Origin of the sequence: Ruegeria lacuscaerulensis (assembly GCF_013034685.1) — a bacterium.
GTDB lineage: Bacteria > Pseudomonadota > Alphaproteobacteria > Rhodobacterales > Rhodobacteraceae > Ruegeria > Ruegeria lacuscaerulensis_B.
In genome coordinates this window covers 436,928-450,958 of record NZ_WQGO01000004.1, presented here as the reverse complement: position 1 = coordinate 450,958, position 14,031 = coordinate 436,928, and the positions used below count along the sequence as shown (strand labels likewise).

Annotated in this window: 10 protein-coding genes and 1 tRNA gene; 5 read left to right on the top strand and 6 right to left on the bottom strand. The window is 51.5% G+C overall.

Annotated features, from left to right (window positions below; genetic code table 11):
* Positions 1-275 precede the first annotated feature (275 nt).
* Positions 276-776: a hypothetical protein gene (locus tag GOV80_RS13315; protein ID WP_170785369.1), complete on the top strand. Its 501-nt coding sequence runs from the start codon at positions 276-278 to the stop codon at positions 774-776.
* Between the two features lie 11 nt (positions 777-787).
* On the opposite strand, the gene GOV80_RS13310 is transcribed toward GOV80_RS13315, so the two are convergent.
* From GOV80_RS13310 to GOV80_RS22735, 3 genes are all read right to left on the bottom strand, one after another.
* Complete coding sequence (locus tag GOV80_RS13310; protein ID WP_170785367.1) at positions 788-3,532, bottom strand: AsmA family protein; 2,745 nt, start codon at positions 3,530-3,532, stop codon at positions 788-790.
* Positions 3,533-3,644: 112 nt separating this feature from the next.
* The gene (locus GOV80_RS13305; RefSeq protein WP_336510154.1) at positions 3,645-5,270 is read right to left on the bottom strand and encodes a L,D-transpeptidase family protein; all 1,626 of its coding nucleotides are present in this window, start codon (positions 5,268-5,270) and stop codon (positions 3,645-3,647) included.
* Positions 5,271-5,399: 129 nt separating this feature from the next.
* Positions 5,400-5,774, bottom strand: coding sequence for a helix-turn-helix domain-containing protein (locus GOV80_RS22735; RefSeq protein WP_419555656.1), 375 nt, complete (start codon positions 5,772-5,774; stop codon positions 5,400-5,402).
* Between the two features lie 323 nt (positions 5,775-6,097).
* Between GOV80_RS22735 and GOV80_RS13295 the strand changes: the two genes are divergently transcribed.
* Positions 6,098-7,282, top strand: coding sequence for an alpha/beta hydrolase (locus tag GOV80_RS13295; RefSeq protein ID WP_170785363.1), 1,185 nt, complete (start codon positions 6,098-6,100; stop codon positions 7,280-7,282).
* Positions 7,283-7,401: 119 nt separating this feature from the next.
* Here the strand turns inward: GOV80_RS13295 and GOV80_RS13290 are convergent, their stop codons facing one another.
* Positions 7,402-8,028 (bottom strand): TetR/AcrR family transcriptional regulator, encoded by a 627-nt coding sequence (locus tag GOV80_RS13290; RefSeq protein ID WP_170785361.1) that lies wholly within the window; start codon positions 8,026-8,028, stop codon positions 7,402-7,404.
* 52 nt (positions 8,029-8,080) lie between these two features.
* On the opposite strand from GOV80_RS13290, the gene GOV80_RS13285 reads away from it, so the two are divergent.
* Entirely contained in the window at positions 8,081-8,644 is a 564-nt protein-coding gene (locus GOV80_RS13285; protein ID WP_170785359.1) for a phosphohydrolase, read from the top strand.
* 293 nt (positions 8,645-8,937) lie between these two features.
* Positions 8,938-10,611: an alkaline phosphatase family protein gene (locus GOV80_RS13280; RefSeq protein ID WP_170785357.1), complete on the top strand. Its 1,674-nt coding sequence runs from the start codon at positions 8,938-8,940 to the stop codon at positions 10,609-10,611.
* Positions 10,612-10,960: 349 nt separating this feature from the next.
* Here GOV80_RS13280 and GOV80_RS13275 read toward each other — a convergent pair whose 3' ends face one another.
* A complete protein-coding gene (locus GOV80_RS13275) occupies positions 10,961-11,932 on the bottom strand; it encodes an adenylate/guanylate cyclase domain-containing protein (protein WP_170770712.1) in 972 nt (323 codons plus the stop codon).
* Positions 11,933-12,393: 461 nt separating this feature from the next.
* Between GOV80_RS13275 and GOV80_RS13270 the strand changes: the two genes are divergently transcribed.
* The gene (locus GOV80_RS13270) at positions 12,394-13,665 is read left to right on the top strand and encodes an adenylate/guanylate cyclase domain-containing protein (protein WP_170774122.1); all 1,272 of its coding nucleotides are present in this window, start codon (positions 12,394-12,396) and stop codon (positions 13,663-13,665) included.
* Between the two features lie 290 nt (positions 13,666-13,955).
* Here the strand turns inward: GOV80_RS13270 and GOV80_RS13265 are convergent.
* A tRNA-Thr gene (locus GOV80_RS13265) sits at positions 13,956-14,031 on the bottom strand.

The window sequence follows — 14,031 nt, the reverse complement described above, 5'->3', positions numbered from 1 at the left end:
AAACCGCAACTAACGACGGCAGCGAGCCCATTTTGACCGCTGCCGCGCGATGTCCCAATGACAGCAATGCGCAGAAAGCGGACTTTGCAAAGTGCAGCAGACTGTTCAAACCGGGCATTCCTTCCAATAGCAGCGTATACGGCTATGAGCAGGAAGCAGACTTCACTGTTGCGCACCAAAAACTTGCGACCTGATTAAGCTTCTTCTGTATCGTTTGATTGATCTTCCTTGATCGGTAGGATGGGTAAACCTTCAAAACTAATCTGGGGTTAAAAATGTACAGGTATGTGCTGGCAACATTGGCTTTGTTTTGTGCAAGCTTACTTCATGCCGCTGGTATGGAGCGGTGGGGTGATTCCGGGGACTGGACAATCCTGATTGATCCCGAAAAGGGCAACGGCTGTCTCGCGTGGAAGCCCTTTGAAAACGACATGACCGTTGAAATTGGTGCAGCGCCCAATCAGGCTGGCGGCTTCTTTGCTGCCTTTAATCCGGCCTGGGTTCAAATCGAAGACGGTGCGACGGGCATCGTAAGGTTCGACTTTGGTGATGCGAAATTCGAAGGAGAAGCCGTGGGTGTCTACAAGAATGGAGTTCCCGGTGGCTACGCCTTTTTCGACAACCCGGCGTTTGTAACCGAGTTTGGAAAGCGCCAAAGCGTTACGATCATTGGCGAAAGCGGGGCCGAGGTTGAACTCGATCTCAGCGGATCTGCAAAAGCCATTGAGGCCGTTCTGGCGTGTCAGGCCGAGCAGCCGGAACCGCTGAAGAACTAGGGCGCGCCCGATTATTGCAATTGATTGATGTCCGGTACACATGGCTGCCTGTCGGCAGGCATGGCATCAGCGCCTTCCGGGGCCTTGTTTCTCGACCCACCCACATGCAGCTTGAACTTTGGTGAGGTAAGCTGGCCCGTCACATCAAAGGGCCAAGCGCTTCGGGATAGGGGTTTGCCAACGCGCCGCGGCTCCGCTCTTATTGCTATCGTATCGTTCAGCCAATCCAATTGCCCTTTTGCAACCAATTGAACCGATCCCGTTTCAATAACGATGGAGTTTGAGCTCACCCGCCCAGCTTGAATATCAACCGGGGCGACCACGCAAGTGATGTCGGTGTAACCTTGTCGGAACTCCTCCGAAAACAGCCATGGGAAGATGCCCAGCCCGGCTAACTCCAGCAAACTGGTACTGATATAGCCCTGTGACATCGACAAAGATACATTGCCACGCATGGAATTGATGAAGGCCTTGCCCGAGGCGGTACTGCCAGAAACGTTGAACTCACCGCTCAAACGCCCATAGGCCTCAATACCAATGCCCAACTCATCCAAGATTTCGCCGAATTCCCATCCCGAGGTCGATCCCGACAATGAAAGCCAACCAGGAGAGTCAATCAGATCCATGACCGCCCGCAAGCTGAAGTTTCCACCGCCATAAGCCATCTGAAGAGGTCCGAAATCCACAGTTCCATCTTTGGCAGACAATTGACTTGAAACGGACGTTACTCCTTGCTGGCCTACAATCTCTTTGAATTCGATCTGTACCTCAACGTCAGCTTCTAGCAGCACGCGCTGCACATCCAGAAGATCGGCAGGTTTCCCTTTTTCCTTTGGCAATACCAAGGGCTGGACGTCTGTCTCCTTCGGTAAAACCAAAGGTTGAACTTCGGCTTCAGGTTCCTTCGTGGTCTCGCCTAGCAGACTTTTCAGTTGGTCCAGTACAGTAGTCAGGTTCTTTAGGTCGTTGAGATCGAGACGCTCGCTCGTAATGTTGCCACGGATGACGGGTGCACCTTCGGGAAACTTTGCATCCAAAGCCGCAAGAAGATGCGAGGACCCAGCCTCGAACTGGATTGCGGCATCAAAGTCTTCACCCTGCCTGGAGGTTTCAGCATCGATAGCGAGTGCTCCGATTTCAACAGGTTGCAGGTTGAGCGCGGTCAGAAACTGGGCGCTGTCGTCGACGTCCAGTTTCACATCAAAATCGAGACCAGCCAGCCCTTTTAGCTCGTTGACAGATAGTGCAAGATCGAGCGCCCAGAGATCGGTGTCGTAAGTGGTCGCGTTGAACCTGTTGAGAGAAACTGGCCCGCCCGCATTGGATATGTTGAAATCGGCTTTGACGCCGCCGAACTGGTCAACATAGTCTTCGTTGAGGTTGGGCAAAATCAACTTGGCGGGCCCGTTTAGCAAACCATCGAAAGTCACGTTCTGAAGCTGAAGCAGATCGAGGATTTCACCTTCGGCTTTCAGGACAGGCTCGTCAATTGGACCGGCTTGTAGCGCAATGCCCAACATGGCGAGCCGTCCGTCTGGCATGCGGCGAATGCTTTCGATTGAGGCTGGGCCGATTACGTCCAGCCCTTGGTCAAATGCATTGGTTTGGAACAGCAACTTCTCGAATTCGAAGGAAGCCAGGGATCCGACCATATGCATTTCAAAGCCAGTAAACTTCAGTTCTTGGATACTTTTTGCTGCTGGCGGCGGCTGTCCTTCCGGATGAAGCCGTGCGTTGAAAAGCAGATCAACGCCCTGAGCGGTGTAGAGGTCATCTATTGAACCTTCAGCTTCGAGTTTTTGTCCATCCTCCAGGCTTACGGTAGTTGTAAACGCCTCGATCTTCAGGGCGTCCTGAGACACGAGCTCAGCCTGCAACTGACCATTCCCTTCCAAAACGCGTTCCAACCCAATGACATCTAGAAAATCACCGAATTCACCGGTGTCCATCTCCAACACAGCTCGATAGCCACCACCTTCGTCTTCCGTGAAGGGCTCGCCATCATAGCTCACGGTCATTTCTCCAAAACTCGCTCGCGTCTTAAATGGCGCGTCATGGGGGTAGTCGCCTTCGATTTCGAAACCCTGACCGTTGACGGAGCCGGAACCAGAGACCTTTGTTCTTTGTCCATTATCTACTTGTTCGAGCGCGAGTGACTGGAGGTCAAACACAAACGAGAAGCCCGAGACCTTGTCGTCGATGTTTAACCCGATTGACGTGAAACTGACGTTCTTGTCGCTCAGGAAGTTCAAGATCCCACTGCTTTCGGTGTCGCTTTCATCGATACTATCAGCGCTAGCGACGTCTTTTTGATCATCCGCTGATACAGGTTCCTCGGACACGGGCCTGGGTGTTGGCCTGCCTTTTCGCCAACTTGTCGTGCCGTCTGCGGCTGTAAGAAGATTTGCTTGGAGCCCTTCCACGACGAGATTGTCAAAATACAGACGACCGTTGGTCAAGGCGACAATGTCCAGCTCCAGTTCCAGCAGGTTCAACTCTACAAGAGGTGACTCCGGCATTGTCTGGCTCGGGATGACCACGCCACCGACGTGAATGTAACTCGTGCGGCCAAGCGCGACGCTTACATCATCGTTGACAAGAAGTGGCCGCCCAATTTGTTCCGAAAGAACTCTTTCCACAAGGCCGCGCCGCGTGTCCGAGAACATCGGAGCGGCAAGCAACAACCAGACAAAAGCGACGGCAGCGAAGGCTAGAAATGCAACAAGCCCAACTATTCTTACGAGCCAAACCCTCATGTGCTCCCCTATTGCAGCTCACACTGCTTCGAATTTCCGCCAATTGGAAGTCACCAATCCTACTGGCAATTTAGCACACTCAGAATTGCGTATCTCTTTGAGAATGACGTGTTCATCGGTCCAAAGCTTCAAGTATTCGAGCATCTCGTTCGTATGGGTCCTCACGAAAATGTACGGCCCCATCTTCGACCCACGCAGTCCAATAGGTCAAAAGGACCGGCATGGGCTCGGGTAGGTTAACTCGCGTTGTCTTCCCGCTATCGAGAATGGATTGCATCTTTTGCCGGCTCCAGCCCGGCTCTCCCTCCATCAAAAGGCTGGCAAATTCGAACGGATACTCAAGACGCACGCAGCCGGAACTTAGGTTCCGCTCATTTCGGTCGAAAAGGCTGCGGTCGTTGGTATCATGCAAGTACACTGCGTATTTATTGGGAAACATGAACTTGACTAAACCTAACGCATTGTCTGGGCCCGGCTGCTGAACCAAAGTGACGCCGGGATTCTTTGCCCCCCAGTTCACAGCGTTGGCAGGAATTGTGTGACCGTCTTTGTTCCGAACTAAGTAGTTGTTGCGCGCCAGATAGGCAGGATCCTTGCGGATGCGCGAAAGCTTGTCTTTCCGAAAAATCGAGGCGGGAACGGTCCAAGTCGGATTGAATTCCATGTATTCAATCTCATCTCGGAACACTGGGGTTTTGCGGTAGGCTGAACCTGTGATTGATCGGGTGGTCCAAAGCGTCCCGCCAGATGTGACCAAGTAAGTACGAGCGCCTGCAATATTTACCAGCACGAACTCTTCGTCGATTTCCCGCATGAGCCAACGGCCTCGTTCCAGGCTGAGGCGCAACTTGTTTATGCGATCTTCGACAGGTTTGTTGAGAGACGCGAAAGTCTTACCACCAACGACGCCATCTGCTTCCAAGCCATGACGATTTTGAAAGGATTTAACCAACTGCACCAAGTAATCGTCATAAACCCAAGCTGGATCTATGCCGTTTTGCCTGATTTCTGGAAATTCATTTGTTCCATCGTAGCCTTCTGTCGCTAGCCTTTTTCGCAGTTCGGCGACGGCAGGATCCACCATTTCCGGCTTCAGAACTGTTTCTTCGGGGACTTTGTTCCAGCCTCCCTTTGATGCAATTGCTCTGTATTTGCGCAATGCATCAACGAGCATCGTATATTGCGCATTGTCGATATCGATGCGTTCAATCAAAGCGCTGAAGCCTTCACCTTGAAGAAATTGGTTCAATACAATGGAAGGGTCTTGTTGAATTACTGGTTTTGAGAAGTTCCAATCGTCGTCCAATGCGTTTGGATCGACTTTTCCAAAAACCAAATGATGCACGAGTTTTACTGCGGCGTCGGTTGCCAAAATGTCGAACAGGGCTTTATTTGAGGCATCGCCAGCCTGTGAGTCTTTGAAAGCGGATCGAAGCTCTTCTAGCTTGAAATCACTCGGCGTAAAGCCCTGATCAATTGCTCCATCCAACTCCTGAAATAGTTCGTCGACCAATTCAAAACTTGTCCAAGCTGGCGCAAATTCTCTGTCTGTATAGAAACGAGGCACAAGGATTCCTGCGTCCAAACTCTTACTGTTAGAAAGTGTGCCACTCGCATTCGTATTTGACCGTAGCAGCGCTTCTATCTGCTCCGAGACTTGGTCTGCTGCGCCTAAATTGGGGCAAGTCATCAGCGTTGCAGTCAGTACAGTTGCTACCGCTGATCTAAGAACTTTCACCGTCCCCTCCTAAACAGCCAATCTATATGTGGGTGCTTCGAAAAAGGATACTCCAACATTTTGTATAATCAAATCGTAATTTGTTGTTCTCAGGTTTTGCTGGCAAAGCGGACATACTTCACGGGCAAATCATCGACCATCTAGGTCGTGCCTTAACCGGCAAGGCGACGATCCAAACCAACGGCGACACGTTCGTGTAAACGCACTTAGGTTTTTGTAGCCCAAGTTCTTTCCAATCTTTGTTATGGAAAGGCGCCCCTCGGTCAACCATTGCTCCGCCTGACGCATTTTCGCGCTGCCTACGAGTTCTGCCCCTGTGGTGTCGTGTCTTGTAAGTTCTCTTTGCAGCGTTTTAGAATGCAAACCGATGAATTTTGCAAACCCGTCCAAGCCGGGCCATGCGGAGTAGTCAATCACAGAGACTAAGTAGGCCAAGTCGAGCACTTTTTGAATGGGACTGTCCGCTTCCGTCGCCTCGTTTCGTTCAAATTTTGATTGCTGCATCAACCAAAACGCGGGGAACGACATACTAACCTATTATTGCGTTCTGTTGTCTTGGGTTTTTTTGGCTAAATGGCGAAGTCGAATGAACACTGAACGGACGGCGGCAAATATGTAATCGCACTGCTGGCTGCGACCGAATGCACAATCAGATCCGATTTGGCGAAGGTCAGGCATTTGAGAACTAGGGGTTGGCATGTGTTTGTTCCTTGTGTGACGTGAACACTGTGCCTTCGCAGGCGGGCGAATACTTGAAGAGAGCATCCAGATTTTCTTGAGAAAAATTAGGCCTTCTCGGATTGCCCACATTGAGTCATGCTTAGTCTATGAAGGTCACTTTCGGAGATTGCGCGGTCGATACTGATCGGCAGATGTTTTGGAAGTCAGGTAAATCCGTACGTCTTGAGCCGCAGGTTTTCGGCGTGTTGGAATACTTCTTGCGGAATCCAGAAATAGTGGTCTCGCGCGACGATCTTGTCGAAAATGTCTGGGATGGCAGGATTGTCTCAGATTCAACTATTTCAACCAGGATCAATGCGGTCAGACGGGCCATCGGCGACAACGATCGTGCGAACCGCATGCTCGAAACGCTGAGTAAGCGGGGGTATCGGTTCTCTGTTGAAGTCTCCAGCGTCGCGCGGACAAGCCCTGATACACCTAAACCACGCTCTGATCGCCAGATCAGCAAAGCTGCTCGATCCGCGGATGGCACTGTCATCGCCTACGCTACTAGCGGCGAAGGTCCACCTTTGATGAGGGCCGGGCAATTCCTGACGCATCTGAATATGGATTGGGAGAGTGAAGTCAGGCGACCGACGCTTGATCGCCTTGGCGCACATTTTTCTCTTACGCGATACGATCAGAGGGGGACCGGGCTTTCGGGAGCCTCCGCGACGGACTTCGCGCTTGAACGGCTGGTCGAAGACATGCTTGCTGTGGCCGACGACGCTGGACTCGAACGCTTTCCGATCTGGGCGACTTCACAGGGGGTGCCTGTGTCGCTGGCATTCGCGGCCGCCTATCCTGAGCGCGTAAGCCGAATGGTTTTGTACGGTGGTTTTGTTCAGGGCCGCGCCGTCCGTGAGCCCGAACCCAACTCTGTTCAGGCGGATACCTTTCTTGACCTCATATCAGAAGGTTGGGGCAAGCCAAGCGGTGCATTTGGCAAGGCTTATGCGACGTTATTTATGCCCGAAGCATCGGCGGTACAGATTGATGACATGTGCAAGATGCAGTTGGCCTCTGCATCACCGGACACTGCGATCGAACTCAGGCGTTCGATAGACACCTTCGATGTATCAAACATCCTCGACCAAGTACGGGTGCCGGTCCTCGTAGTTCACACAACTGAAGACTCCGTCAATCCAGTAAGCCAATCTAGCTTGCTGGCCTCTTTGCTGCGAGATGCACAGTTGAGAATCGTGGAAGGTAGAAATCACGTACCTCTGCCAGGAACAGACGCATGGGAAACGATTATGCATGTATCGCTCGATTTCCTAAGGTCTGCTTAGTCCGCAAGGCAGGCATCGGCTTGACATCTCTGAACGTCCGCTTCGTGCCCATTTTTCCAAATGCTGCGCCATGTGCGAATGGCCGCTTCGAAGCAGAATGTCAAATGACCAGAAGTACTCTACGTCCCTGACAACAACACGGCCGTCATCGCGTGACCTAATAACGCTCTTATGGCATCGTCATGTTCTGCAGATAGTGCATCAGCATCCACCGAAACACGACCAACGAACATTCCTGAGACGATGCTGAGTAACATTCCAGCCTTTTGATCAGCGTTGTTACCGCCGATCAAAGCGGCAAGTTGCTCGACCATCGGGTTACCGAGCTTGTTACGAATAACGTCATGCGCTTCCTCGGATCCGGAAGACTTGATAGCGACGACCATAGGGTCAAAGCCACCCGTTGGATCAGCTTTGCCCAAGGCGATGTCAGCCAATGCCTCAACCATCTCATTGGGTGACAGGCCGTGAAGAGGGGCAAGATCAATACATTCTTCCATGACAGCTTCGAATAAGCCGATCTTCGAGCCAAAGTAACGATTGATGAGCGCGGCATTGCACCCGGCATCCGACGCGATATTGCGTGTGCTCGCCCCATTATACCCCGTCCGCTGAAATTCTGTTCGCGCTGCATCAAGCAGAGCGTTTTTGGTTGCGGATGGATTGCGCTGCTTCGGGCTAGACATCTTTGGCTGGTTCAATGCATTGCTCAAGTAATCACCTGTTGACTTATCTTTACCCATCATTGCAATCACCTGATTACAACTTATGCCAACCAATTCCAAGCGAGGCTGCAAGATGCCCGATGAGATTCATATTATCGATCATAGTGATCGTGTAGAAAGCCTGTTTGCCCCTTACCGCGACATCATTGGCGACGATTACCCGGCATATCGGGGTCACGTGTATCGTGTGATCACCTATGCAATGCACTTTCTTGATGGCGACGAAAAAGCAAGACCTTTGGTCGAAACCGCATTTGTTTACCACGACCTTGGCCTCTGGACAGAGAACGAGCTTGCTTATCTGGAACCATCTGAAGAGCATGCCTTGGCCGACAACGAGAAATATGGCTGGGGGTTTGATCCTCAATTGCTGCGGGATGCGATCCACTGGCATCACAAGGTTTTCCCTTACCGCGGCCCAAACCAGCGTATCGTAGAAGCCGTTCGCAAGGGCGATTGGGTCGATGCGACCGATGGTAAAATTCGCAAAGGTTTGACGCGGGCGCAAGTTAAGGCCGTGCAAGATGCAATCCCGAACTATGGTTTTGGCGACGTCTTGCAAAGGCTTGCCGGGGATCTGGGAGGCAACAAGCTAAGCGGCAACCTCCGCGTCCTACGTCACGTGTTCAAGTGGTAGTTGAAGGCAGTCATTGGCGCAGCCGCAGCGAAAGTTCGCTTCGTCCGCATAGCGGTCATTCGCGATATTTCAGCCAACGTCCGCTCGTGTGAGAAGCAGTCATTCACGGTAGGAACTTTAAATTTTTGTCCTGAACGGCTGCTTTACGCCTCTTGTCAGTCATCTGAGAAAACACTCAGATGACTGCGTTGAGCCCAAATCGGAAGTTCAAAAGAGCATCTTTAATGACCCTCAGTAGCCGGTGGACGCAGATGCTGGTATTCAGAGGATTGGGTAGTTCTATGAGGTCATAAATGCAGCGATCATTTGCCTTAGTCTCAACACTCCTTTTTTCAATATCCACGACGGCGGCTAGTGCAACGGAAGACATCCGACTCGTTGTTCAAATCACAATTGATGGACTGCGCGGCGACTTGATTTCTCGTTATGAGGCCGCCTTCGGCGAAGCTGGTTTCAAAAGGCTTTTGGAAAGCGGCGTCTGGTACACCGACGCTCATCATCGTCACGCCAACACCGAAACCATTGTTGGCCACGCGACACTCGCTACAGGAGCCCATCCCTCTGAGCATGGAATGATTGGCAATGCCTGGTTCAACAGGGCTGAAGAGCGATTGGGATACAATATTGAAGATCCGGACTACCCGATGTTGCCGGTTCCAGGCGTCGGTGGAAACGTTGATCAAGTCGACCCGACACAAGCCGCTGCTGTGACATCGGGCCGTTCTCCCGTTAACTTGTTGGCGACGACGTTCGGAGACGAACTGGTGAAAGCCAATGCCGGTCGATCAAAAGTTTTTTCCGTATCTGGCAAAGACCGTTCGGCGGTTGCAATGGCAGGGCATTCTGGAAAAGCTTTATGGCTGTCGGCGGCTACAGGGGCATTTGAAACAAGTGCTTTTTACTATGACGCGTATCCCGATTGGGTTCTCGACTGGAACTCTAAACGCGCCGCAGATGCTAAGATCGAAAGTGAGTGGTGGCCGGAGTGTTCTGACGCGCCTTACCTAATGGAAAGAAAGGAACGCTCCTTTGTAACCAACCTTGGCACATTCGGTCGCACTTTCCCTCATTTCTATGGGAAGCCGGAAGACGGGCTCTACTACACGCAGGTTTTATTGTCGCCTCATGGGGATCGGATCACGGCCGACTTTGCAAAAACTGTTGTCAAAGAGGAGGGGCTTGGTGACGATAAATGGCCGGATTACCTAAGCATCAGTTTTTCAGGTGTAGACGCAACCAACCATTTCTTCGGACCATCCAGCCTAGAAAATGAAGAAATGGTGCGCTGTTTGGATGAGACATTGGCTGATTTCTTTGAGTTCATGGATCGAGAGGTTGGACGAGCGAATGTGCTTTATGTGCTTTCCGCCGATCATGGCATGCCGGAAGCGCCAGAAGAGATGGCCGAAGCCGGGCTTTCGACATTCCGTAACTCCACCGAAGCATTGATGATAGATGTGAATTCGGTCATCGCCGATGAGTTCGGAGTGGAATCCGCAATACAGTTCTTTTTTCGTCCTTACGTATATCTGGACAATGCCGCCATTGAAGCGTTAGGCGCCGACAGGCGTGTTATCGAGCGACGCATTGTCGAAAACTTGATGGCTGCACCGGGCATTGAGCTTGCGATGCCAACTGAACCGTTTCCTGAACAACGAGGGCATACCCTTGAGGAGCAGATCCGGCGAAACTATCACCCAACACGTTCTGGCGACATTTATGTTGTTCAGACACCTTATTCATTTCTCTTCGAGGAAGGTCCAATTGCCGTAATGCACGGATCGCCTTGGCGCTACGACACGCATGTTCCAATCATTTTCGCTGGTCCAGGTATCAAGCCAACTCGCGTCAGTCGTTCCGTTTCCACGGTGGACGTGGCCGTCACACTGAGCACTATTTTTGGTATCAGCCAGCCTAGCAGCGCTGCGGGTGAAACATTGAGCGAGATTGACGTTACAGATCCATAATCGGTCTTGTCTTTTCGTCGGGTGACCAACGGCAATGCGTATTGGTGGAAAAAAACGCCGATCTGTGATATCGTATGGGGGATGGTTCAATGCTGAGTGCGACATGGTTTGCAATTCCGTCCCTAAGAAAGTCACCCATATTCCAGATTTCTTTGCCCTTGCCACCTGTCCATTTTGCCATGATCAGCAGGTAGTTTCCCACCGTGATTTAAAGAGCAAGGGCAGGCCAATTGATGGAACTGCGGAGTGGGTGTGTTCACTCTGCAAGGGCATTCCGCGAAAAGGGCAATTTGATTGAATAATCCCCTGGGGGACGGGGCTGGTCTTCGAAGTCATACCCAGCGAGCAGCTATCGCTTCCATTGCAAACGGTAAACTGTGTGATCATCTGGAAGTCCTTTGAGGACCAAAGATCGTGCGGTCGCAAATTCGAACTCGTGATTTCCTCCAACGATGGCTCTCGTCACATCTGACACAAGAATTTCACCCGGATTGGCCGACGAAGTTATGCGAGCCGCTTTGTTGACTACGGTTCCGAAGAAGTCGCCACGCGCCAAAACAACGTCGCCAGTATGAACGCCAACCCGTAGGCCCAAGCGCGGTTCCACATCGCTCATAGCAACGGCTTCCTGTATTTTGATCGCCGCCAGAAGCGCTTCAGTCGCGGACTGGAAACTGGACAATGTCCCGTCTCCTAGCGACTTCACGAATTGCCCCCGATGTGTTGCGACAATACTCTCAACAGTCTGAAAATGCTGATCTATCAACGCCGACCAACCCTGATCTCCCATGGCCGCCGCGAGCATCGTACTGCCTTCGACATCGGTAAACAGCACCGAGGCCAAACCTTCTGCTTGAAGCAATTCCGGACCTTCTTCGAGCGCAGCTTTCACAAGAGTTTGAATGGCCAACTGTTCGCTGCCTACAAATTCCATATTTGGGTAGGGAAGAGAAGCGTGACGATTAATGATCTTCCACGACGCACCCTCTAAGACGAATACCAGCACCGTGCGGACGATGTAATCATCTCTAAGCCCTGGAAACCCAACCCGGTGCAGAAAAGCAGACCAACCCGTCTCTCCGTTCTCGAAGGCTTCGGCTTCGAGAACTTCCCACACATCCGGCTCTGGCATTTCGCCGATGAATTCGCCGACTCCATCGCGAACAACCTGGCCTTTCCAAAACTCATTCTCGCCAGTTCCAATGAAGCGCAGATCGACCGAGTCGGAGAGGTAGTCCTTCAAAACATGCGTATTGAGGGTCCTGATCGCCTCAAACCAGCGTTCTGTTACAGCAAGTATCTCAGGTGAAGCCTTGACCACAACTGATACTCCCAACACAGGCGAAACAAGCGCCAAGTAAATTCGTCGATCTGGAATCCGCCCTACTGAGTTTATGCTGCCCACACGCAAGCATGTAATCAAGGAAGAATATGGTCGGTATAGACTCCAAACACACCTTGGACCACGCTGAACAGAGGCAGAGTTGTTGAAGCTTCATCTGGTCGCCGCACTTAAGGCGCTGCTTCCAGCGTCCGCTTTGTTCGCTTAGCGGTCGCTCGCGATATTCAGGCGGACGGCCGCATCGAGCCCGTCGCTTACCTTGGAGTACAGGGGTGAAACTGGTTGTTTAGCGCACCAAGCTAGGAGGCGATAGCAGTGCTGTGATACAAAAGGACTGAAGGCTCGGAACAAGACTCCCTGCGCTCATTGTGTCAAATTGGTCTAAGGTCTCAGTATCGAGCTGGTTCAATACGCTTTTTTAGACAAGAAAGTGTCTCAGTATGATTGAGTTCAGCAGGTCTCCACTTTTAGATAGCGTTGCTGCTTGGCTGATGGGGTGCGGTCTTCGCGATACCAAGGCCGAGGATGTGGTGCGAGGCTTTGGCAACCGTCTGGTTTCCGCTGGTGTCCCTGTTGCTCGGATCAACGTCGGGGGCATGGTCCTGCACCCAATTTTTGGCGCTTTGAATGTGCTTTGGACGGTCCGCGACGACCAAGCCAAAGTCGAACTAACGCCCAGAGACCAGCTTGCGACACCTGGATTCCGCAATACACCTTTTTTCGATTTGGCGCATAACGGCGGTTCCTATCGGCGTTACAAATTGGAGGATGGGTCGGTCGAGACCAGTTTTCCGATCCTGGAAGAGCTTCGTTCAGATGGCGCAACGGACTATCTGGTTCAGTTTGAAAGCTATCATCGCGATGACGCTAGCCGCTGGTCGGATTTTCCGCCTGGAATGGAGGGCGTTATGATGTCGATTTCTACACGACGTATAGGCGGATTTAGCGACTCTGAAATCAACTATATCCGAGCACTCATGCCTGCCCTTGCACTGGTTATAAAAAACGCTCAATCGCGCATTCTTGCGCAAGGTCTCATGGATGCCTACCTAGGAAGCTACTCTGGAAACCGTGTCTTGGATGGTGTAATCGAGCGCGGCGATGGAGGGGCAATCGACTGCATTTTGTTTTATTGCGACCTTAGAAACTCCAGTCGGATGGCAGAAGACATGCCATTGGATAGATATCTGGCGTTAATTAACGACTATTTTGATTGCACGGCCGGGGCAGTAGAAGATCACGGCGGTGAGATCCTTAAATTTATCGGCGACGCTGTTATGGCAATCTTCCCAGTAGACGAAAAGTCGAGGCCGGCAGTCGACATGAGCCGTGCCGCATTGTCTTCAGTGTTGGAGTGCTTAGCTCGCGCGAGGGAAAAGAACATCATTTGGCAAAAGTACGGCGGCAGAATTGAATTTGGAATTGCCTTACATCGGGGTTCCGTAATGTATGGAAACGTCGGCACGGAACGTAGGCTGGATTTCACCACGATTGGCCCTGCGGTAAACCAAGTCAACCGGCTTGAGGGTCTGTGTAAGTCTCTTAAAACACCTTTGGTAATGTCCTCGGAATTCGCAGCAGATGTTGCAACGCGGCTTGAGCCCTTGGGGCAACACCAGCTAGCAGGTATGTCGCAATCAACAAAGGTCTTTACGCTTCCAGAGTTCGCACCACCCGTCCATAAAAGTAGCTCAATTAATCGATCCAAATGAACGATTTATTTGAACTTAAGTTAGTAACTTCGGATTTCTGCAACAAATGATGAACGGGTGCTTTGTCCGCTTAGCAGACGCTCAGTCAGTTTTGGCAAAGGTCCGCTCCTGAGCCAAAGCGGACGTGCTTAATAGTATGGCCATTCTTAACAGTAGGAATTGGGCGATGGGCATGGAATTGAAATCAACCTGGGATCATCAGGCATCAACAAAAAATCGGGGGACAAATCAGGGGATATTTATCAATTTATCGCAAAAATATTCAAAAATTGGTAAAATACAGCTATTTTTGGTGCCTCAAGAGGGACTCGAACCCCCGACCTTGTCCTTACGAAGGACCTGCTCTACCAGCTGAGCTATTGAGGC

Coding starts and splice junctions, on each gene's coding strand:
- GOV80_RS13315 (WP_170785369.1), top strand. CDS start 276: ATGTACAGGTATGTGCTGGCAACATTGGCTTTGTTTTGTGCAAGCTTA.
- GOV80_RS13310 (WP_170785367.1), bottom strand. CDS start 3,532: ATGAGGGTTTGGCTCGTAAGAATAGTTGGGCTTGTTGCATTTCTAGCC.
- GOV80_RS22735 (WP_419555656.1), bottom strand. CDS start 5,774: ATGCAGCAATCAAAATTTGAACGAAACGAGGCGACGGAAGCGGACAGT.
- GOV80_RS13295 (WP_170785363.1), top strand. CDS start 6,098: ATGAAGGTCACTTTCGGAGATTGCGCGGTCGATACTGATCGGCAGATG.
- GOV80_RS13290 (WP_170785361.1), bottom strand. CDS start 8,028: ATGATGGGTAAAGATAAGTCAACAGGTGATTACTTGAGCAATGCATTG.
- GOV80_RS13285 (WP_170785359.1), top strand. CDS start 8,081: ATGCCCGATGAGATTCATATTATCGATCATAGTGATCGTGTAGAAAGC.
- GOV80_RS13280 (WP_170785357.1), top strand. CDS start 8,938: ATGCAGCGATCATTTGCCTTAGTCTCAACACTCCTTTTTTCAATATCC.
- GOV80_RS13270 (WP_170774122.1), top strand. CDS start 12,394: ATGATTGAGTTCAGCAGGTCTCCACTTTTAGATAGCGTTGCTGCTTGG.